Raw genomic sequence first — 22,323 nt, forward strand, 5'->3', positions numbered from 1 at the left:
AAAAAATATCATGGAATTCGTGGCGAATTTTTTGCAATTTAGATCATTATCCCTCATATTGTAATTATGGGTTAAGTCACAAAAAATTTAGGAATAAATAAACGTATGTATGTTCCAGCGATTGAAAACGCTTTAGTTCCAATGGTGGTAGAACAATCATCTCGTGGTGAGCGTTCTTTTGATATTTATTCACGTCTTTTACGTGAGCGGGTAATTTTCTTGACTGGTGAAGTTGAAGACAACATGGCCAACTTAATTGTTGCGCAAATGCTGTTTCTAGAAGCTGAAAATCCTGATAAGGATATTCATCTCTATATTAACTCGCCAGGTGGTTCGGTGACTGCAGGTATGGCGATTTACGATACCATGCAATTCATTAAGCCGGATGTTGTGACTTATTGTATGGGTCAGGCCGCATCAATGGGTGCATTCCTGCTAAATGCGGGCACAAAAGGCAAACGTTATTGCCTTGAAAATGCCCGTGTCATGATTCACCAGCCATTGGGTGGTTTTAAGGGGCAGGCATCTGATATCGAAATCCATGCCCGTGAAATCCTGTTTATCAGAGAGCGTTTAAACCGTCTGATGGCAGAACACAGTGGCCAGGACTTTGATAAAGTCGCGCGTGATACTGACCGTGATAACTTCATGACTGCTCAGCAAGCGAAAGAATATGGTCTCGTGGACGAAGTTCTAACGAAACGTCCATAAGTTTGAAAGATTGAGATATTGGAGAGACTATGTCCGAACATACTCAAGGACAAAAGCATTGTTCATTCTGCGGTAAAACGCAGTCTGAAGTCGGCAAGCTGATTGCTGGCGAAGACGCCTACATTTGTAATGAATGTGTAGACGTATGCTTGGATCTGGTTCAGACCAGTCAACAGGTGGAAACCAATGACTGGGCGAATCGTCCTTTGCCGAAACCGCATGAGATCCGTGCGGCGCTGGATCAATATGTAATTGGTCAGGACGTAGCGAAAAAGACGTTATCTGTTGCAGTCTATAACCATTATAAGCGCCTGAAAGTGCAGACCAATGGTAAAAAAGCTGATGACAGCGTTGAAATTTCGAAAAGTAACATCATGCTGGTAGGACCTACGGGTTCGGGTAAAACCTTACTGGCACAAACCCTTGCACGTTTGCTGGATGTCCCATTTGCCATGGCAGATGCCACTACATTAACCGAAGCTGGTTATGTGGGTGAGGATGTTGAAAACATCGTACAGAAGCTACTGCAAAAAGCGGATTATGATGTCGAGAAAGCGCAGAAGGGTATTATCTATATCGATGAAATCGACAAGATTACCCGTAAGTCTGAAAACCCATCGATTACTCGTGATGTATCTGGTGAAGGCGTTCAGCAAGCGTTACTGAAAATGATCGAAGGTACGGTTGCTTCAATCCCGCCACAAGGTGGTCGTAAGCATCCGCAGCAAGAATTTATTCAGATTGATACTTCGAATATCCTGTTCATCTGTGGTGGTGCATTCTCAGGTCTTGAGAAAATTGTGCAGCAACGTCAGGAAAAGGGTGGTATCGGCTTTACTGCAGAAGTACGCAATAAAGAAGAAACCAAGAAGTTGTCTGAACTGTTCCGCCAAGTTGAAGCAACTGACCTGGTGAAATTCGGTCTGATTCCAGAATTTATTGGTCGTCTGCCAGTGATTGCAACGCTAGATGAGCTGGATGAAGAAGCCTTGATGCAAATTCTGACTGAGCCGAAGAATGCTTTAACTCGTCAGTATAAGCATCTGTTCGATATGGAAAATGTAGACCTTGTGTTTGAAGATTCTGCATTACGTGCTGTGGCGAAAAAAGCCTTGGAACGTAATACAGGTGCGCGTGGTCTGCGTTCTATTCTTGAGAACTCATTGCTTGAAACCATGTATGACCTGCCAAGCCGTACCGATGTCGGTACTGTGGTGGTGAGTGAGGCTGTGATCAATGGTGAGGCTAAACCGGAATTCCGTCCGGAACGTCAGGAGGCTATTGAACAGACTGCTACACCCAAGGCTGACTTAAAGCTAGTAAATAGCAAGTCTGCTTAACTGCTGTTCGTCTGAAACGTGCGAAAATGAACAGTTTTCGCACGTTTTTTATTTTCAAAAATAAAGCACAATGTTAATCTCACTTCTTAGGCGTGGACGCCTGATCATTCATATAAATTTATAAAAATGTGCATAAAATAATAAAGACGCAGTGAGGGATAAGCATGCGTGGAGCCGCAATTGTACTCATCAGCAGTTTAGCTTTGATGGGGTGTCATTCGAAGCACGCCGTTCAGGAACAGCAACTGACATCAACACTGAAAAATATCGATCTGAACGAAAAACCGGGTTTTATCGAGCAGCATAAGGTAGGCATGTTCACGATTGGTGGATGGGTCAATCAAAAGCTGGGTCAACGTTTTGCACCAGTGAAGCCGCAGCATGAACAGGCAGCACTGGTCTACTTATATCGTCCAGATTCGAAATGGAACCGCCAGGAAATTGTAGCTGCCAGCATTTTTATCAATCAGGAACGTATTCCAAGCCTGTTGCATAATCATTATTACTGGGTTGAACTGCCACCGGGTACTTATCGTCTTAGCACCAGTCGTCCGCTCGGTGCCCTGCATTTTCAGAAACCGAAATATCTGGATTTCAGTGTGGAATCAGGCAAATCCTACTTCATTAAATATGATGAAGAAAATATAGCGACTCGCCGTACAGATACAGGCCCATTAATGTTGATGCCTGAAAATGTTGGTTTAAATGAAATTGCATTTACCCAGCTTAAATCAGACAGTTTTAATTTTGTTGCCCAAGATCAGGACACTGGGAAACTTCGCAAGAAGGCTCAGAAAATTAAAGCCATCGAATATGATCCTGCTGAAGACGTACAACTGACTACACCATTTAAATTGTGGGATCCGCGCACTTGGTAAGCAAACCTGTGTAATAAAAGAACGCAATAAAAAAGCACCCATCAAGGGTGCTTTTTTGCAGCTTAAATTAGCCTGCAGCAGCGTCAACTACTGGGATTTTGCCAATTTTAGCCTGCCAGATTTTCGGTGCAGTTGCGTGTACAGAAGTACCGTTTACGTCAACAGCAACAGATACAGGCATGTCTTTTACAACAAACTTGTAGATTGCTTCCATACCAAGGTCTGCAAATGCAACAACTTCAGCTTCACGGATGGCTTTAGATACTAAGTATGCAGCACCACCAACAGCCATTAAGTAAGTTGCTTTGTTGTCTTTGATTGCTTCAACAGCAGCAGGACCGCGGTCTGCTTTACCGATCATGCCGAACATGCCAGTTGCTTCAAGCACTTGACGTGTGAATTTGTCCATACGTGTTGCAGTTGTTGGACCTGCAGGACCTACAACTTCGTCGCCCACTGGATCAACAGGACCTACGTAGTAGATGAACTTGCCTTTAAGATCAACAGGAAGTTCTTCTCCGTTGTTCAGCATGTCTACCATACGTTTGTGTGCAGCATCACGACCTGTATAGATTGTACCGTTCAGAAGTAATGTGTCACCTGGTTGCCAAGCGTTCATTTCTTCTTGAGTAATGGTATCTAAATCTACACGTTTAGAAGAAGATGAATCCCAAGTTACTTCAGGATAGTCTTCAAGTTTCGGTGCAATAATGTTTGCAACACCTGAACCATCAAGCGTGAAGTGTGCATGACGCGTTGCAGCACAGTTCGGAATCATGCCGACTGGTTTGCCCGCAGCGTGACAAGGGTAATCTTTGATTTTGATGTCGAGAACAGTGGTTAAACCGCCAAGACCTTGAGCACCAATACCAAGCGCGTTTACTTTCTCAAAGATTTCAATACGAAGTTCTTCAAGTTTAGATTGTGGACCACGACGAAGAAGTTCGTCCATGTCCAACTCTTCCATCAAGGCTTCTTTTGCAAGCATCATAGCTTTTTCAGCTGTACCACCGATACCAATACCGAGCATACCTGGTGGACACCAGCCTGCACCCATCGTTGGAACAGTTTTCAGTACCCAATCCACGATTGAGTCAGATGGGTTCAACATTGCAAGTTTAGATTTGTTTTCTGAGCCGCCACCTTTCGCTGCAACAGTGATGTCAACTTTGTTACCTGGAACAAGTTTGTGGTAGATCACAGCAGGGGTGTTGTCTTTGGTATTCTTACGACCGAATGCAGGGTCAGCAAGTACAGACGCACGCAGGACGTTAGAATTTTCTAGGTAACCTTGACGTACACCTTCATTAATCGCATCGTCTAAGCTCATCGTTAAATCGAATTTAACGTCCATGCCCACTTCAACGAATACGTTTACGATACCGGTATCCTGGCAGATTGGGCGGTGGCCTTCTGCACACATACGAGAGTTAATTAAGATTTGCGCGATCGCATCTTTAGCCGCTTTGTTTTCTTCACGGTCATACGCACGACTCATCGCCTGGATGAAGTCTTGTGGATGGTAGTAAGAAATGAACTGAAGCGCATCTTTAACCGATGTGATCAAGTCATCTTGCTTGATAATAGTTGTCATACAAAAATCTCTTGAGCGGGCTGATAGCTAGCGGGCTAAATTATATGACAAAACACAAAAGTTGTGGGACGTTTTACGGCGCTTTTGGGCGAAAGTTTAATATACGTTTAGCTGCCTAGAGATAGAGTCTAGCGTGTCATAATTTGACTAAAAACTGTCATAATGACTGTCATATTTCATATTTTAAAAATAGAAAAACATTATCTATTTAATTAAGTATTTGAAATTTATATATATTCTTAAAATACACTACTTTGTATATTGTCATATAACTGTCATAAAACTTTCGCATAATGCACACATCGAAACGAAGAGATCCTAAGACAATGGTTACAGGTATTTTGATGGCTAGCGGTTTTTGTGTATATATCGCAGCGACTTGGATGTACGGTCAGAAAGAAGATCAAGCCTAAGCTTAATCTTCTTTTTTTATGCCCATAATTTTATAAAAGTTATTCTCATATTTTTCTAAACAGTCTTCCAAATCCAAATCTTTACACCACTCTGCTACGCAATTCACTTGTTGAAACACACTGTATTTTTATCATTACATTAGGCCTCTTTCATAAATCAAAAAACAAACAGTCTCTTGCTGATTATTTGTACCGAAGAATTTTAAATATTCATGCATAATCTGCGGATGAAATACATCGATTCAAAAAAGCTTTCTGAAACACAGTTTAAGCGATACACAGGCATCTCATGGTCAACCTTTGATTTAATGGTGGAACAACTGAAAATGCATGTTCCTGCTAAAGGTAGACCCACCAAATTAAGCATAGAAGATCAAATCCTTCTGTGCTTAAGTTATTGGCGTGAATATCGAACATTGTTCCATGTTGCAACTAGTTATGGTGTGTCAGAGCCGACTGCTTCAAGAATTGTCCGTCATGTAGAGGACTGCCTGATCAAGTCTAATCTATTTAATTTACCGAAGCATTTACCTAAGGGCGAAGGCATCGACTGGAACGTGGTGATTGTTGATGCCACAGAAATTCCAATACAAAGACCTAAAAAAACAGAAGAAAAGCTATAGTGGCAAAAAGAAGGCACATACTTTCAAAGTACAGGCCATCATTCATTATAGAACTCAACAAATTCTGAGTTTATGCACGAGTCGTGGTGCTGTACATGATTTCGCACTCTTCAAACGAAACTTGCATCAGATTCCGGCAGGTGCCTTTATCCTTGCAGATAAAGGCTATCAAGGGATTTACTCAGTGTATCCAAATAGCCTATTGCCATTAAAAGCAAAAAAGCGCTGTAAATTGAATCCTGAACTAAAAATCTATAATCAAGAAATCAACAAAAGAAGAATTGGGATTGAGCATGTATTTGGCAGTTTAAAAACCTTCAAAATCCTTGCTGAGCGATATCGTAATCGAGGAAAAAGACTGGGTTTAAGATTCAATTTAATTGCTGGAATCTACAATATGGAACTGAGTAAAAAATGACTTATGAAATAAGTCTATTATTCAGATAAATAAAAATATAAATCTATATTTAATTATTCTTTATACAATAAAAACGGAGCATAAGCTCCGTTTTTATTTAGCAGCCAACTCACTTTAACTATTTAATTCATTAACTAAATAATGAGTGAGCTTATATATGCTGATTTATTAATGCATTGTTCGTGTATGAGCTTCATGATGCACATCATGACGGCCTAACTTAGTTGCAGTATAGATCAGGTAAATCGCAGACAGGCCAACCAGAACATAAATAATTCGAGAAAGTGCACTCTGCTCACCAAAGATTGCTGCGACTAAGTTAAAGTCAAATGCACCAACCAAGCCCCAATTCAAGCCACCAATAATGGCTAATGCGTAGGCGATCCAGTCTAAAGTTCCAAGTCTTCTCATGATTTTTCTCCAGGTTATATTTGATTAATTCTCACCCAAAATTATGCAAGCCATAGCGGAATGAATATGTAGTCTTGATGCTAAAAGTCCGTATTCTGTGTTGATCTATGTTGAATAAATGTCATGTTATAAGCATTAAATTTTAATTGAGTTGGTTTTCTTTGAGTTGTTCATATTTTACGTAAACCAAATCAAAATTTGAGCTTTAAATATTTTATTAAAACATATTTAATCAATTGATTTTAAAATCATTATTTTATTTAAAAAGCAGTAAAAAAACAGTAGACCTCTTTCATAAATCATTTTTTGCTCAGTTCCAAGTTGTAGATTCCAGCGATTAAATTGAATCTCAAACCAAGCCTTTTACCTCTATTTCGATAACGCTCAGCAAGGATTTTGAAGGTTTTCAGGCTGCCAAATACATGCTCAATTCCGATTCTTCTTTTATTGATTTCCTGATTATAGATTTTCAATTCAGGATCCAATTTACAGTGTCTTTTGGCTTTTAATGGTAACAGGCTATTCGGATACAACACATAAATCCCCTGATAGCCTTTATCTGCAAGGATAAAAGCCCCAAAAGGAATCTGGTTTAAATTGCGTTTGAACAACTCGAAATCATGCACTGCACCGCGACTGGTACATAAACTCAGAATTTGCTGAGTTTTGTAGTGAATCATGGCCTGTACTTTAAAGGTATGGGTCTTTTTCTTGCCGCTATAGCTTTTCTTCTGTTTTTTTAGGCCTTTGGATTGGAATTTCCGTGGCATCCACGATCACAACATTCCAGTCGATGCCTTCGCCCTCGGGTAAATCTTTGGGTAAATTAAACAGATTGGACCGAATCAGGCAGTCTTCAACATGACGGACAATTCTTGAGGCTGTGGGCTCTGAAACCCCGTAACTCGTCGCAACGTGAAATAAGGTTCGGTATTCCCGCCAATAGCTCAGACAGAGCAGAACCTGATCCTCCAGGCTTAACTTGGGCGGTCTGCCTTTGGCAGAGACATGCTTCTGCAATTGCTCAACCATCAAATAGAAAGTTGACCATGAGATGCCTGTGTATCGCTTGAACTGAGGATCAGAAAGCTTGTTTGAATCGATGTATTTCATCCGCAGATTATGCACGAATGCCAAGAAATCCGGAGTGCAAATATTAACCAAAAAGAAGATCGTTTTTTGATTTATGAAAGAGATCTATTATTAACCCAGTAATACTCAAAGCCTGATAACCCTTACACACAACCGAATTTTTATTGCCTAGACTGATTTCTCTCAACTTCTATTAATAATAGGGCAATTGTAATGACTACAGTAAATCCAGGTGACATCAAGGAACATGCATCAGTAATTGCTTCAGACGGGACACAGGTTGGAAAAGTGGACCATTTAGAAGGCCAAGATTCAATTAAATTAACAAGAAGTGACGACGAAAATAATGAGCATCATCTGATTCCGTTAAACTGGGTCAGCGAAGTCAAAGGTGATCAGGTGATTTTGAATAAAGCAGCAGATGATGTTCGTAATGAATGGACAACCATGTAAGTTAAACTGCTTTTCTTTATATTCCTACCTCTCTTTATAATAGAGGGAGAAAAGCAAATGATTTACCCAAGAATGCCAGTCAAATCGACTGGCATTCTTATACATCTTTAAAAACAAAAAACCATCCAATGTGTCCATTGGATGGTGTAAATACAGATAGAGAATTGAGTCAGAGCTTAATGAGCTGCTTTAATCGTTAACTGTCTAATATTTTATTAATAGATATTAAATTCGATTTTCATAGATTAATTTAAAAGGTAACTCTAAAATAAAGAGCGCTAATGAAAATCATAAATTGCATAATCTTATGAGGGATGAATGAAAAAGGGATCATCGATTACACGAGTATTAGATATTGTGGAAGCAATTTCTACAGCAAAGCATCCTCCAACTCCCTTGGATTTATCCATTCAACTTGATATCCCTAAGCCTAGTATTCATCGACTGTTACAGACATTAGAACAGGAAGGTTTTGTTACCTATGATATGTATGGTGGTTATATTATTGCTGACCGTACCTATAAGATGCTGATGTGCACATGGGAACAAGAACCTCGAAAAGTTGAACGACTGGCGATTCTTCAGAAATTGTCTAATCAGATTAATGAAACTTGTGGGATTGCTATTTTAAATAATAATCAGATGCTTTATACCGATCGTGTACAAACCAACTGGCCATTACAAATTTACTTACCTGTAGGCTCAGAAGTACCTTTATGGTGTACCTCGAGTGGAAAATTATTTTTAAGTTATCAGCCGAAAAATAAACGTAAAAATATTGTTGAGCATTTACCTATTACTCAACTGACTAAAAATACCATTACTAATCCTGAACTTTTAGAACAAAACTTGGAAGAAATTTTTAATAAAAAATTAGGAACAGATAATGAGGAGTTTGTTGCAGGTATGGTAGCTTGCTCTGTACCTATTCAAAAAAATGACAATATTGTAGCCTGTTTATACACTCATGCACCCACGATAAGAAAGTCATTAGATGATTTACTAGCATTTGAGCCATTATTAAGAAATGCAGCACATGAACTGAGTAAGCTTATTGAAAATGAAGAGTAAAAAAAAGAGCAATTCTTTTTAAAGATTTGCTCTTTTTAGAAGGGAATAACTGAAATTAATTTAAGGTTGGCATAGAGAATTGCGCACCTTCTCTAATATTGGCAGATGGCCAACGTTGGGTGATGGTCTTACGGCGTGTGTAGAAACGTGCACCATCCGGACCATAAGCATGTAAATCACCAAATAATGATCTTTTCCACCCACCAAAGCTGTGTGATGCAACTGGTACGGGTAGTGGGATATTAATTCCTACCATCCCAACTTGAATGTGATCTGAGAAATAACGTGCAGCTTCACCATCACGAGTATAGATACATGTTCCGTTCCCGTATTCATGTTGATCAATCAAGTCCATCGCTTCTTGCATGGTATTTACTCGCAAGATTTGTAATACGGGGCCAAAAATTTCTTCTTTATAACTCACCATGTCTGAACGTACCTGATCAATGAGTGTAGGTCCAACATAAAAACCATTCTCATAGCCTTCAGGAGCTACCTGACGGCCATCTACTACAATGGTGGCGCCTTGCTGTTCTGCACTATCAATATAACCAATCACTTTAGCTTTATGTTGAGCGGTAATCACAGCACCGAAATCATTACTTTTGTCAGAAAAATGACCAAATTTTAATTTTTGAATTTCATTTTTTAATTTTTCAATAACTTGGTCGGCAATTTCGTCACCGACTGCAACAGCCACGGATAAAGCCATGCAGCGCTCACCCGATGAACCAAATGCTGCACCAAGCAAAGAGCTAACGACATTGTCTATATCAGCGTCAGGCATAATAATGGCATGATTTTTTGCTCCACCTAGCGCCTGACAACGTTTACCTTGTGAAGTAGCAGTAGTATAAATGTATTCAGCAATCGGGGTAGAACCTACAAAACTGATTGCTTGTACACGAGGGTCATATAATAAGGTGTCGACCGCTTCTTTATCCCCATTTACAACATTTAATACACCATCTGGTAAGCCAGCCTCTTTTAAAAGTTGGGCAATAAATAGTGTAGAAGATGGATCGCGCTCTGAAGGTTTCAATACAAAAGTGTTCCCACATACAATTGCCATTGGGAACATCCACAGTGGAACCATAACTGGGAAATTAAATGGTGTAATGCCTGCAACCACACCTAAAGGCTGCATTTCACTCCAGGAATCAATATTAGGTCCTACGTTTTTACTGTATTCTCCTTTTAGGAATTCAGGAGCACCACAGGCATATTCAACATTTTCAATGCCACGTTGTAGTTCACCTGCTGCATCATGGACAATTTTACCGTGTTCACTACCGATCAGCTCACAGATTTTATCTGCATTTTTCTCAAGTAATTCTTTAAATTTGAACATCACCCGAGCACGTTTGAGTACAGGTGTGTTACGCCATTCTGGAAAAGCGGCTACAGCAGCAGCAATGGCCTGTTCGACTGTTTGCTTGCTTGCAATCGCAACTTCATTTTCTGAAGTACCAGTTGATGGATTAAAAACTGGTTGAGTACGATGAGCGTCTAAGCAAGTTTCACCATTAATAAAATGTCCGATAGTTGTCATAATCTAATTCCTTGAATAAAAATGATTAGGTGAGTTTTTGAATTCTGAATTACCAAAGCTTGTAATAAAGTTCGACCATTTCTGGGATAGAGGGCACACGCGGGTTATTACCTGGTGAGCCAGAAGCTAAAGCCTGTTCTGCCATAGTTTGCACAACCTCATCAAAATAGGTCTTTTCAACTCCAAATTCCGCAAGAGTTGGAACTTGTAGCTCTTGATTGATTTGAATGAGTGCAGATACCAGTTTTTGGTTTGCAACATCATCATGATCATCAATATGTGCGACCCCAATTGCACGGGCACAGTCAGCATAGCGTTCAGGTGCAGCTGCAATTGAATACTCAGTAATCATGGGTAATAACATGGCATTAGACAGCCCATGAGGTACATGGAAAAAAGCACCTATTGGTCGACTCATACCGTGAACGAGAGCAACAGATGCATTTGAAAAGGCGATACCGGCCAAGGTAGATCCAAGCATCATGCTTTCTCGCGCAAGTTCATTGCTCGGTTCGTGGTAAACACGTTGTAAGTTAGGACCGATTAAACGCATAGCAGCGATAGCCTGTGCATCACTATAAGGACTTGCTTTTTTACTCACATAGGCTTCTATGGCATGGGTTAAAGCATCAATACCTGTATCTGCTGTTGTCCGGGCAGGTAAAGACATAGTTAGTTGATAGTCTACTATCGCAGCAATCGGGAGAAAGCCTATTCCTGCACAGAGCATTTTTTCATTCGTTGCATCATTGGTAATAATGGTAAAACGTGTACATTCAGAGCCGGTACCAGCTGTCGTGGGAATGGCAATAATAGGTAAACCTGTTTCATTGACCTGGCGAGGAAATTTGTAGTCACGAATCTCACCACCAAACTTTCCTAAGATACTAATAGCTTTGGCACTATCAATTGGGCTACCACCGCCAACTGCGATAATTGAATCGTATTGACTTGATCTGACTTTAACTACACCTGCTTCAATAGAAGCCGATGTTGGTTCTGGGATAGTTTCATCAAAATATTCTGATGTAATATTTGCCTCGCTGAGGATGCACTGGATTTCTGAAACATAACCCAGCGATACCATCACTTTATCTGTGATAATAAGTGGCTTGCTGCATCCTATCGTTTTTAATATGTCTGGGAGTTTAAATCTTGAATTTTTACCAACTTCCATAATTCTTGGTAAATTAATAGTATGAGTCATTCATATCTTCCTTTATTAATAACTTTCCAACTTGTTTTAGAAAGAACCAAACATCGTTCCAAGTGTAATAACACCAGTCAGTGCAATTAATGGAATAATGACTGCGACGACAAACATGTCGTAATAGGATTGTTTATGTGTCAGTCCACATAAAGTAATAATGGTTATCACCGCACCGTTGTGAGGGAGAGAGTCAAGTGCACCAGAGGCCATGGATGCAACACGATGCATAAGTTCTGGATTGATTCCGAATTCAGTTGCCAAATTCATATAGGTTTCACCCATCGTATTTAGGGCAATACTCAAACCACCAGAAGCTGAACCTGTAATTCCGGCTAAGACATTAATTACGATTGCTTCTGAGATAAGAGGGTTATGAGGTGCAAGCCCTACAAGAAAGTCTCTAAGAATGAGGAAGCCAGCTAAGGAAGCGATGACTGAGCCATAACCTACTTCTGATGCTGTGTTAAAAATAGGCAAGAAAGAAGAAGATACACCTTGTTGTAATGACTCTTTAACATCAGCAATCCTGTTCCAGTTACAGAAAATAATAGTCAAACAGGCAAGTACTAAGGCACAGATAATGGCCCATAAACCAACAACAGAATTAAGAGAAGTATTGCCAAATTTATCGGTGGCTAAATAGGAAACGTCAAGTTGAGGTAAGATCAACTTAGTTAAAACAAGGTTTGCCACAATCACTACAATAATTGGAGCAAATGCGATCATCAAGCTAGGACCTGCATGTTGGCGCGGACCTTGATGATGTTCTATATGATTGCCATAGCCCTCATTATTTGCAGCAGCATGCGCAATTCTGCGATTAAGCCACCACATACCTGCAATTAGCATAAAGATTGAAGAAATTATTCCTAAACCAGGTGCTGCATAAAGATCTGTTCCAAAGAAAGGCATTGGAATAGCATTCTGAATGGCTGGTGTACCTGGTAATGCAGTCATTGTAAAGGTCAATGCACCTAACATGATTGCACCTGGAATCAAACGTTTAGGGATATTTAGTTCTCGAAATAATGCGGCTGCAATTGGAAAGACGGCAAAACCAACAACAAACAGCGACACTCCACCATATGTTAGTACTGCACATGACAATACAATTGAAAGCATTGCACGGTGATGACCTAATTTATTTACAAAGAAGTTAGCAATGGTATTTGCTGAACCTGAATCATCCATTAATTTCCCAAAAATGGCACCAAGTAAAAACAATGGGAAATATTTGATGATGTAACCACCGAGACCAGTCATAAAAACTTGCGAGTAAAACCCGAGTAGTTCATGACTATACCCGCTCCAAAGCACAGCAAATAATGCTAAAGCAGGTGCCAAAATAATTACGCTAAATCCTTTATATGCTAGATACATGAGCAATATTAAGGATAAGACAATTCCTATCAAACCTATCATGGGCACACATCCTGTCTATTTTAAATATTCTTATAATTTCCATATAATGATACGATTCGTATCATTATTGATGTATATAATTTATGCAAAAGGAAGTCAAGCTCTTTTGGTAACGTATTTCTATTAGTAAACAAAATTATTAATAGAGGAATTTTTACATGAAAAATAAATATATGTTTTAAAAATAAATTTATTTAAAGAGAATAAAAAACCACCCTTATGGGTGGTTGTAAAAATTTAGAATATATCTATTGACCTTGCTGATCCGCCTGAATTGCAGTGAGTGCAATGGTAAATACGATGTCATCGACCAAGGCACCACGTGACAAGTCATTTACTGGCTTATTCAGGCCTTGCAGCATTGGACCGACACTCACCACATTTGCTGCACGTTGCACCGCTTTATAAGTCGTGTTACCCGTATTCAAATCCGGGAAGATGAAGACATTGGCACGACCAGCCACTTGTGAATCCGGTGCTTTTTGACGACCTACGCTTTCAACTGATGCAGCATCATATTGTAATGGACCATCAATCAACAGATCAGGACGACGTTCCTTGGCAATACGAGTAGCTTCTGCCACTTTCTCTACATCAGCACCGGCGCCAGAAGTTCCGGTAGAGTAGGAAATCATAGCAATACGTGGGTCAATACCAAAAGCTTTTGCCGAGTCAGCAGACTGGATGGCAATTTCTGCCAGTTGCGCAGCATCCGGATCCGGATTAATCGCGCAGTCACCATACACATATACTTCATCTGGTAACAGCATAAAGAACACCGAAGAAACCAGTGAATAATCTGGCGCAGTCTTAATCAGCTGGAAGGCTGGACGCACAGTATTTGCAGTAGTGTGAACTGCACCAGATACTAGGCCATCCACCTGATCAAGTGCCAGCATCATCGTACCTAAAACAACAGTATCCTGCAGTTGTTCTTTGGCTTGCAGTTCATTCAGCTTGCCTTTACGCAGCGTTACCATTTTTTCGACATAGTCATCGCGAATCAGGTCAGGATCGACAATTTCTAAACCTTCTGGCAGTTCAATACCACGTGCTTTGGCAACTTCCAGTACAGCTTCAGGCTTAGCCAGCAGAATACAATGCGCAATACCACGTGACTGACAGATAGCCGCGGCCTGAATGGTGCGTGGCTCATCACCTTCAGGTAGCACAATACGTTTTTTTGCTGCAATCGATTTCTGTACCAGCTCATGACGGAAAGCAGAAGGAGACAGGCGTGGCTTGTAGGTGCCATTTAGCATCTGAATCAGCCAGTCTGGATTGATATGGCTAGATACAAAACGGGTGACCTGATCAGCACGTTCTGTATCATCAACTGGAATTTCATTGCCAAGATTGGCCAGCTTCTGCGCAGTTTCGAATGTGCTTAATGGGGTGTGTAAAATTGGCAAGCCATGTTTAATTGCAGACTGGCAGAAACCCAGTACCTGTTCGTTTGGCTGATGTTGTTCAGTCAGGACTAAACCAGCCAGTGGAATACCATTACAGCTCGCGAGACTACTTGCTAACAGCACATCGACACGGTCAGAGGCAGTAATGATCAGTTCACCCGCGATAAATTTATGCAGTTCATGTTCAATACTAGAAGCAATCAGGCTGCTGTGCTGAACACGGCGTTGAGCGGCTTCACCTTGATGAATCCACAGCGCAGAAATGTGCGCAGCCAGATCTGACATACGTGGCACGCTCAGGGTTTTACTAAATGGTACCAAGCCAATCACTGGAAGCTTTTCAGAGCCGATATAGGGATGGGTTTTCTGAATGGCTTGCACAAACTGTTCAGTTTCAGCAGTCAGACGCAGTTCTGGATCAATGGTCACTGGAATCTGAGCAGATTCTTCAGATAAACCTTTAGTACGCATGAAAAGGACGCTAGACAGACGTGTTGAGCTCGCACCACCAAAATTACGAATCTGATTTTCAACTTTTTCTGCTGTTTGCGCTGGATGACGGATATCGGCATTGCTGACAATAATCACTTTGGCATCGAGTGCCTGAGCCAGAGAAGCATTTAGGTCATCGACAAAACTGTCACGACCATTGGGTACCACACCTTCTACAATGATCAGGTCATGATTGCGGGCAATTTCACGATGCAGACGCACAGCATCTTCTAGAAGTTCATCCTGATCGCCATGGCTAAGACGTTGCATCATTGCGTTATAGCTGATGGGTTCCACAGTCTGGGCATTGGAGACGTGCCGATACAGGGCAGTGGTACGGTCTGCCGTATCAGTAATTTCCTGAGAGAATGGTTTGACAAAACCAGCCTTCACACCTTGGCATTCCAGTGCGTAAATCAGGCCTAAGCATGCAGACGTTAAACCAACGCCTTCCCCAGTCGGAACTAATAGAATGGTCTTCATAGTGTATTCAAATATCTAAAATCAAATAGAAGGTATAGGAATCCTACGCTTGCTTAAGCAAGCGTAGCCTCAAGTTCAGACTTTTTTGCAGTAGCGTTCTCCACTTCCTGCTCAACCACGCTTTGGGTTTCTTTGGCGATACGGCCTTCTTCATCGGTTGGTACCACCCAGATTTGTGGACCTGTACCATTATCGATACGACCTTCGGTACCACGTTTCAACACATTATTGGCTTCTTTGTCCAGGTTGAAACCAAAGTGTGGCAGGTAGGCCATGGTTTTTTCACGGATATAAGCCGAGTTTTCACCGATACCACCTGTGAAGAACAGACCATCAAGACGTGGTAGGCCACAGCTTAAAGCAGCCAGTGATTTTGCTAGACGGTAGCAGAATACTTCAATCGCAAGCGTAGCATCTTCATTGCCTTGTTCAGAGGCTTCGATTAGCGTACGCATGTCATTAGACAGATTGTCTGATAAGCCGAGCAAGCCACTTTCTTTGTTTAGCATTCTGTCAATTTTATAGACATCCCAGCCCAGATTCGCTGCCAGGAAGCTATGCAGACTCGGGTCAACATCACCGCTACGCGTACCCATTACCAGCCCTTCCAGTGGAGTCAGGCCCATAGAGGTATCGACACTTTGCCCATTCCATACTGCACAGGTCGAGCTACCATTACCCAGATGTGCTGTTAACCAGCCACCTTGTTTGAAGCTACCCGCCAGTTCAGAACCGCGCTCAGATACATAAGCATGGCTGGTACCATGGAAACCGTAACGACGTACCCCAAAATCCTCGTAAAGGAATTTAGGTACAGCATAACGGTAAGCATGCGCTGGCATGGTTTGATGGAAAGCCGTATCAAATACCGCAACCTGTGGCAAATCCGGGAACAGGCGTTGTGTCGCTTCGATCCCGATCAAATGTGCCGGATTATGTAACGGTGCAAGCGGAGTGGCTTCACGAATCTTTTCAATGATCTCATCATTGATCAGTTCAGCTTTGGTCAAGCTGCCGCCGTGTACTACACGGTGACCAATTGTATCTGGCTTATAGTTGGCTAAACGTTCCAGACCAACTTCTAGTGCTTTTTTATGATCTGCAAATGGGATATGGATGTCTACCGGTTCATTACCGACAGTCACACCTTTAATACGGGCATTTTCTGTGCCTAAGTTCTCAGCTAAGCCGTGAATACGGAAATTCTGTTCTTCAAGTAATAAGGCAAATTTGATTGAAGAAGAGCCACAATTAATAACTAATACTGATTTAGACACGATTGTTTACCCGATTCTAATTAAAATTCTCATCCATTTGGTTGATCTGGTTTGCAAGCCTAGGCGATGCAATTTAGATCAGTGATGCAGTTGTAACATGCGATATTTTTCCGTCCTAGATAGACTTTAGGTGATTAGACTTAAGCACTATCGATCATTTGGCTAGTTATAATTAAAATTTATCAGTTCATCGTTTTCATTTATCAGTGAAATAGTAGTCAAATCAGATCTTATTAAAGAACATTGTTGAACTGATACGCCTTGTAAAGCTTGCCAATCGCTTTACTTTTTATAGTTTATACATTGAATTGTTGGAATTTTAAACAACTTACAAATTTCTAAAGATAATCTTCATAAAAAGTGACTCAAAGGTTTACTAAGCTGGATTTTTCTTTTCTTTATTTACTTCTATAAAAAAATTAGCCCTGCGAACAGGGCTGAAGATAATTTTCTACTGAATTCTTATTGGCGAATCTGGCCGTCACCAAATACTACCCATTTTTGTGAAGTCAGACCTTCAAGGCCAACTGGACCGCGGGCATGGATTTTATCGGTTGAAATGCCGATTTCCGCACCGAGTCCATATTCAAAACCATCAGCAAAGCGGGTAGAGGCGTTGATCATCACCGAGCTGGAATCTACACCAGCTAAAAATTCACGCGCAATGCTGTAGTTTTCAGTGATGATTGAATCAGTATGATGCGAACCATATTTATTGATATGTTCAATCGCTTCTTCCACACCAGAAACCACTTTCACTGCCAGGATCGGACCAAGATATTCGGTATACCAGTCTTCTTCTGAAGCAGGTATTGCTTTATCCAGAATACGTTGAGTTGCAGGACAACCACGCAGTTCTACCTGTTTTTCTTCATAGAGTTCAGCAATACGTGGCAGGAACTCCTCAGCGACTTTTTCATCGACCAGTAAAGTTTCCATGGCATTACATACACCATAGCGATGGGTCTTGGCGTTCAGGGCAATAGGCAGCGCTTTAAGCAAGTCTGCCTGTGCTTCTACATAGACATGACAGTTACCATCAAGATGCTTAATCACAGGTACACGTGCATCGTTAGTAATGCGTTCAATCAGACCCTTACCACCACGAGGCACGATTACGTCCACATATTCAGACATGGTAATCAGTTGGCCGACTGCGGCACGGTCTGTAGTATTGATCACTTGCACGGCTGCTTCTGGTAAGCCTGAAACCTGTAAACCATGCTGAATCGCTTTGGCAATAGCCTGGTTAGACTCGAGTGCTTCTGAACCACCACGTAAAATAATGGCATTGCCAGATTTAAGTGCTAAAGAGGCTGCTTCCAAGGTCACATTTGGACGTGATTCATAGATCATGCCAACCACGCCAAGAGGAACGCGCATTTTACCCAGTTGAATGCCAGATGGGCGATAAGCCATATCGGTGATTTCACCAATCGGATCTACCAGGCTAATTACATCATTCAGTCCCTGTAACATGCCTTTAAAGCGTGCGGGAGTCAGTTCTAAGCGATCGAGGAGGGCACTGTCCAGATTATTGGTGTGCGCTTTGGTCATATCAATCTGGTTGGCAGCTAAAATCGCAGTTTCACTGTTTTTTAGAGCAGTATAAATTGCTGACAATGCATCGTTTTTAGTTTGGGTGGACGCACGCGCCAAGACGCGTGAAGCCTGACGAGCCTGCTGTCCTACCGTTTGCATATATTGTTCAATAGACTCTTGCATAGCGGTTCGATCACTTAGAAATATCCTTCTGATATTAACAGTCTGAGCCGCTACAATGAAGTCTGCTGGCGAAAATTCATGTGCTTTTACAATCGTTAAACATTTTGAAATCGTTTTATCTTTAAAAGCAGACAAGCGGTTGCAAGATTAGTTGCGTGTAAAAAGAACCTCTGTATAGAATGGATGACAGCGACATTGATGTCGAATTCAATAATAAATAAAGAGTAGGACGCGTATTCAAGTCTTTCCCATTTGATCTTGAAGCATGAAATCTCTCAATAATTGCTTGCACAATAAAAATAAGGCAAGGATGGAGGAAAGGAAGATGAATTCCATTATCCAGATGGACCACCATCGCATTGATCAACACAGCCACCATGCGTTTTTTGATCTATACGATAAAAACAGTTTTAAACAGCCACCGCGTACGACCTGGATGGATGGCTGGAAAATTGAATATATGGCAATTGCCCGCCCTGAAACTCTGCATATGACACCGATGGTCATTATTGGTGGTGCGTTTCAGAACTTTAATTCCTATAAATACTGTGTAGAGCAGCTCTTTGCTGCAGGGCCAATCATCTTGATTGACTTGCCTTCAATGGGTGCTAACCAGCAGATCACCAATGTGGATACAGGCATCTCTGCGGGTTCTCTGGAACTTGAAGACCTCGCAGGCATGCTGGGACGCTGGCTAGAGCAGATGTGTTTGCCTAAGGTTGCAGTATTGGGAATGTCATTAGGATCTGTCGTCGCTTCCTGTCTGGCAGATCAACGTCCTGAGCTGGTGGATCGCATGATCCTGATGGGTGTGATGCAAAAAACCCGCAAGAGCTGGCGGATGTTGCTGGAAGAATCCCTGCACCTGATGAGAGAAGGGCGGATGGACGAGTTTGGTCAAGCTGTTATTTTGTATCTGGTCAATCATGCACGTTTAAAAGAAACCCGCATGTCACCGACGGCCAAGCGTCTGTTTTTCAGACAGATGGCGGAGTTTACCGCAACTGAGCAAGATCGTTATGATGTTAACTGCAACCGTCTCTTACGTCTGAAACATGTGCCGATTCCACAATGTAAAGTACTCGTCGCGTGTGGCCAATATGACAGTTTTACCCTGCCACATGAAAATGCAGGCTTTGCTCTACAGTGTCCAGACATGCAGTATGTACAGATTGCCAGTGCCGACCATGTACCACAGCTACAGCGCCGTAAAGAAACCATGCATCTGTTTGCGACTTTCCTGCGTGATGAACCGGTAGATCAGCTGGAAGGTATTATTCCCTTTACGCGGGAACAGATGCTGAAACTTGAACGTCGTGGCGAAGACCGTATTCCAGTGCAAGAACCTGAACGTTTCCTGAGTCACCGGCACTCGGATCTGCGTTTGTCTACCACTATCGTTGACTTAAGTTTCTTTGGTGTCTTATTTGAAATGAATGAAGCACACATGCAACAGGCTATCCAGTATCCACGCGATTTGGCCTTGCATCTGGAGGATGAAGAGGGTGAGTTCAAGATTGAATGCCTGATCTTCCAGCATGCTGAAACGCAGATTCGTGCCTTATTTAAGCACGGTAGTTTTGAAGTGGCGGAACGTTTGCTACGTTTTGTTCAGACTCAAAAAGCGCTACTTGAAGCGCAAGTGCTGGATGCAGTCGTTTAGACTGCTACCGGCCTGAATTCGAAATTTAATTAAATACTTAAAAAAAACAGCGTTATTTAACGCTGTTTTTTTTTGTCGCATGAATCATCCAGACCAGATCGCCTAAATGCTCATCTTGTTCAATTGCGGGATTGGTCTGCTGAGGCTGAGCAAAATAGCGCTGTGGCTGTTTTACTTCTACCTCTGTAAAGCCTGCCTGCTGACAGAACTGCTGTAATTCTTGCGGTGACTTAAAGTGGAAAGTAAAAGCACTACGTGACATAAATTTCAGTAAGCGGCTGCATGTCCAGATAAAGCTGGCTAAGCGGTTCTTCACTGGTTCAGGGTAAATATCGCTGAGGTAATGAATTTCCGGAAAGCGTTGTCCATACTCAGCAATACCTTTTAATAATGTATGTAGCATATCCTTGTCAAAGTAGTTAATCAGCCCTTCGCTAATGACCACTAGCGGTTGTTCAGGATCAAAAACCTGAAAAATATTAGCCAGTTCTTCACTAAAAATATCAGCGGTCAAAACTTCTGGTGCATCCTGATCCAGAATTTTCAGCGCCTGAGTTTTGATCTTAGCCATATCGGGTAGGTCAAGTTCGCGGTAATTGATGTCAGGAAATTTTTGTCTGAAATTCCAGCTGCGCGGAGATAGTCCACAAGCAATTTCCAATACCTGTAGTTGCGGGTGCTGGGTAATAAGTTGGCATAGATGTTCATCAATCATCTGGTGGCGCTGTTTCAGGGTGGTACGCATACTGCCGCCCACATGCTTTTCAGCCCAGGTTTCTAATGGATGAACCAATGCGGCGAGGAATTTTCCTCGTCCAGTTGCAAACACTGGATGAGAAATTCCCATTTGGTACCAGATATAACCGGTATAGTGCGCAGTAAAGGAAATATGGCGATGTTGTGATAGTGGTTGTGTCATGTCATCCTGACCTTATTGTTATTGTATAAGTTTTTGTATTTTTACATCATAAACAAAAAGAACACCTTGTGGTGTTCCTTTTATCGTATTCCTAAATCGTACTGGCTAAATGCGCTTATGCAGCCACCTGATTTTTAAATCTTATAATCTCATCGCGAACCTGACGCCATTCATCGCCAAGATCCAGGACTTCATCAATCTGAATCTGAGGAATACGACCACGCATACGTTCCAGACGTTGCTGATTAGGAAGAGGGAGATCAACAATTCCTTCTAGCGCCACACATTGGGCTGCTCGGTCGTTACAGACCAGACCCATATCACAACCGGCCTTCAAAGCTGCTTGAATGCGAGCATCAGCACCACCAGCAACACAAGCGGCTTGCATACTCAAGTCATCCGAGAACAATACGCCGTCGAAACCAAGCTCCTGACGCAACACCTTTTGAATCCAGAATTCCGAGAAACCGGCTGGATTTGGATCGACCTGATTATAAATCACATGCGCTGGCATTAAGGCATCCAGTTGTGACTGCAGCTGAATAAAGGTCTGCATGTCTTTTTGCTGAATTTCTTCATAACTACGTGGATCTACAGCAGCAGCCACATGAGAATCAGCTTTCACAGAACCATGCCCCGGGAAATGTTTGCCGGTCGATGCCATACCAGCACGTTTCATACCCTTTAGGAAAGCGCTTGCCAGTGGAATGATGTCCTGAATATTCGTGGCAAAACTACGGTCACCAATAACATCGCTGATGTCGTTCAGATCCAGCACTGGAGCAAAGCTAAAATCAATGCCGACCGCCAAGACTTCTGTTGCCATTAACCAGCCACATTTCTCTGACAGTTCCAGTGCATGTTCAGGTTCACTTTGGTAGAGTTCTCCAAAATGGCCCATCGCTGGGAGTAGAGTGAAGCCTTGTTTCAAGCGCTGAACGCGACCACCTTCCTGATCGACTGCGATCAGAATATCCGGGCGAATCTGACGCATATGATCCGTCAGGACACGAACTTGAACAGGCGATTCAATATTACGGCCGAACAGAATGACTCCTCCGACCTGTGGAGCCTGTAGCAGTTCAATATCTTCCTGAGTCAGGTGAGTGCCAGCGATGTCGAGCATCAATGCGCCAATCATATGCGGTGTCCATGTTAGAATTT

At 41.9% G+C, this 22,323-nt stretch carries 20 protein-coding genes; 8 read left to right on the plus strand and 12 right to left on the minus strand.

All coding sequences use genetic code 11. From position 1 onward, the window contains the following. Window positions 1-105: 105 nt before the first annotated feature. The 3 genes from clpP (at window position 106) to IHE35_RS02175 (ending at window position 2,929) form a co-directional block, all read left to right on the plus strand. Window positions 106-711: an ATP-dependent Clp endopeptidase proteolytic subunit ClpP gene (clpP, locus tag IHE35_RS02165; RefSeq protein WP_242788968.1), complete on the plus strand. Its 606-nt coding sequence runs from the start codon at window positions 106-108 to the stop codon at window positions 709-711. Window positions 712-740: 29 nt separating this feature from the next. Then, complete coding sequence (gene clpX, locus IHE35_RS02170; protein ID WP_242788969.1) at window positions 741-2,051, plus strand: ATP-dependent protease ATP-binding subunit ClpX; 1,311 nt, start codon at window positions 741-743, stop codon at window positions 2,049-2,051. Between the two features lie 164 nt (window positions 2,052-2,215). Further along, window positions 2,216-2,929 carry a DUF2846 domain-containing protein gene (locus tag IHE35_RS02175; protein WP_242788972.1) on the plus strand — a complete coding sequence of 238 codons (714 nt, stop codon included), beginning with the start codon at window positions 2,216-2,218 and terminating at the stop codon, window positions 2,927-2,929. Between the two features lie 67 nt (window positions 2,930-2,996). Here IHE35_RS02175 and IHE35_RS02180 read toward each other — a convergent pair whose 3' ends face one another. Then, window positions 2,997-4,523 (minus strand): fumarate hydratase, encoded by a 1,527-nt coding sequence (locus tag IHE35_RS02180; protein ID WP_242788974.1) that lies wholly within the window; start codon window positions 4,521-4,523, stop codon window positions 2,997-2,999. 640 nt (window positions 4,524-5,163) lie between these two features. Here IHE35_RS02180 and IHE35_RS02185 point away from each other — a divergent pair. Both IHE35_RS02185 and IHE35_RS02190 read left to right on the plus strand, forming a co-directional pair. Next, window positions 5,164-5,559 (plus strand): transposase family protein, encoded by a 396-nt coding sequence (locus IHE35_RS02185; RefSeq protein WP_004646478.1) that lies wholly within the window; start codon window positions 5,164-5,166, stop codon window positions 5,557-5,559. After that, complete coding sequence (locus IHE35_RS02190) at window positions 5,507-5,977, plus strand: IS5/IS1182 family transposase (RefSeq protein ID WP_004646477.1); 471 nt, start codon at window positions 5,507-5,509, stop codon at window positions 5,975-5,977. The genes IHE35_RS02185 and IHE35_RS02190 overlap by 53 nt, the downstream gene beginning before the upstream one ends. Window positions 5,978-6,145: 168 nt before the next feature. On the opposite strand, the gene IHE35_RS02195 is transcribed toward IHE35_RS02190, so the two are convergent. From IHE35_RS02195 to IHE35_RS02205, 3 genes are all read right to left on the minus strand, one after another. Next, window positions 6,146-6,388 (minus strand): DUF378 domain-containing protein, encoded by a 243-nt coding sequence (locus IHE35_RS02195; protein ID WP_004810720.1) that lies wholly within the window; start codon window positions 6,386-6,388, stop codon window positions 6,146-6,148. A 299-nt stretch (window positions 6,389-6,687) separates the two neighbouring features. Beyond that, a complete protein-coding gene (locus IHE35_RS02200; RefSeq protein WP_004809604.1) occupies window positions 6,688-7,158 on the minus strand; it encodes an IS5/IS1182 family transposase in 471 nt (156 codons plus the stop codon). Next, on the minus strand, window positions 7,106-7,501 hold the full coding sequence (locus tag IHE35_RS02205) for a transposase family protein (protein ID WP_008306679.1): 396 nt from the start codon (window positions 7,499-7,501) through the stop codon (window positions 7,106-7,108). Before IHE35_RS02205 ends, IHE35_RS02200 begins: the two co-directional genes overlap by 53 nt. 192 nt (window positions 7,502-7,693) lie before the next feature. On the opposite strand from IHE35_RS02205, the gene IHE35_RS02210 reads away from it, so the two are divergent. Both IHE35_RS02210 and IHE35_RS02215 read left to right on the plus strand, forming a co-directional pair. After that, window positions 7,694-7,933 (plus strand): DUF2171 domain-containing protein, encoded by a 240-nt coding sequence (locus tag IHE35_RS02210; protein ID WP_242788980.1) that lies wholly within the window; start codon window positions 7,694-7,696, stop codon window positions 7,931-7,933. A 318-nt stretch (window positions 7,934-8,251) separates the two neighbouring features. Beyond that, the gene (locus tag IHE35_RS02215; RefSeq protein ID WP_242788981.1) at window positions 8,252-9,004 is read left to right on the plus strand and encodes an IclR family transcriptional regulator; all 753 of its coding nucleotides are present in this window, start codon (window positions 8,252-8,254) and stop codon (window positions 9,002-9,004) included. Window positions 9,005-9,059: 55 nt separating this feature from the next. On the opposite strand, the gene IHE35_RS02220 is transcribed toward IHE35_RS02215, so the two are convergent. From IHE35_RS02220 to IHE35_RS02245, 6 genes are all read right to left on the minus strand, one after another. Next, window positions 9,060-10,556 (minus strand): CoA-acylating methylmalonate-semialdehyde dehydrogenase, encoded by a 1,497-nt coding sequence (locus IHE35_RS02220; protein ID WP_242788983.1) that lies wholly within the window; start codon window positions 10,554-10,556, stop codon window positions 9,060-9,062. A gap of 49 nt (window positions 10,557-10,605) precedes the next feature. Further along, a complete protein-coding gene (locus IHE35_RS02225) occupies window positions 10,606-11,763 on the minus strand; it encodes an iron-containing alcohol dehydrogenase (protein WP_242788984.1) in 1,158 nt (385 codons plus the stop codon). Window positions 11,764-11,799: 36 nt separating this feature from the next. Next, on the minus strand, window positions 11,800-13,188 hold the full coding sequence (locus IHE35_RS02230) for a GntP family permease (protein WP_242788985.1): 1,389 nt from the start codon (window positions 13,186-13,188) through the stop codon (window positions 11,800-11,802). Window positions 13,189-13,436: 248 nt separating this feature from the next. After that, window positions 13,437-15,575 carry a phosphate acetyltransferase gene (pta, locus tag IHE35_RS02235; protein ID WP_242788986.1) on the minus strand — a complete coding sequence of 713 codons (2,139 nt, stop codon included), beginning with the start codon at window positions 15,573-15,575 and terminating at the stop codon, window positions 13,437-13,439. Between the two features lie 53 nt (window positions 15,576-15,628). Then, complete coding sequence (locus tag IHE35_RS02240; protein WP_242788987.1) at window positions 15,629-16,852, minus strand: acetate kinase; 1,224 nt, start codon at window positions 16,850-16,852, stop codon at window positions 15,629-15,631. 462 nt (window positions 16,853-17,314) lie between these two features. After that, the gene (locus tag IHE35_RS02245; RefSeq protein ID WP_242788989.1) at window positions 17,315-18,577 is read right to left on the minus strand and encodes a glutamate-5-semialdehyde dehydrogenase; all 1,263 of its coding nucleotides are present in this window, start codon (window positions 18,575-18,577) and stop codon (window positions 17,315-17,317) included. A gap of 325 nt (window positions 18,578-18,902) precedes the next feature. Between IHE35_RS02245 and IHE35_RS02250 the strand changes: the two genes are divergently transcribed. Beyond that, the gene (locus IHE35_RS02250) at window positions 18,903-20,240 is read left to right on the plus strand and encodes an alpha/beta hydrolase (protein WP_242788995.1); all 1,338 of its coding nucleotides are present in this window, start codon (window positions 18,903-18,905) and stop codon (window positions 20,238-20,240) included. 52 nt (window positions 20,241-20,292) lie between these two features. Here IHE35_RS02250 and IHE35_RS02255 read toward each other — a convergent pair whose 3' ends face one another. After that, window positions 20,293-21,159: a class I SAM-dependent methyltransferase gene (locus IHE35_RS02255; RefSeq protein WP_242788997.1), complete on the minus strand. Its 867-nt coding sequence runs from the start codon at window positions 21,157-21,159 to the stop codon at window positions 20,293-20,295. Between the two features lie 115 nt (window positions 21,160-21,274). Further along, a complete protein-coding gene (gene nagZ, locus IHE35_RS02260; RefSeq protein WP_242789000.1) occupies window positions 21,275-22,300 on the minus strand; it encodes a beta-N-acetylhexosaminidase in 1,026 nt (341 codons plus the stop codon). Between the last annotated feature and the right edge of the window lie 23 nt (window positions 22,301-22,323).

The sequence above is a fragment of the Acinetobacter sp. ASP199 genome (assembly GCF_022700675.1).
GTDB lineage: Bacteria > Pseudomonadota > Gammaproteobacteria > Pseudomonadales > Moraxellaceae > Acinetobacter.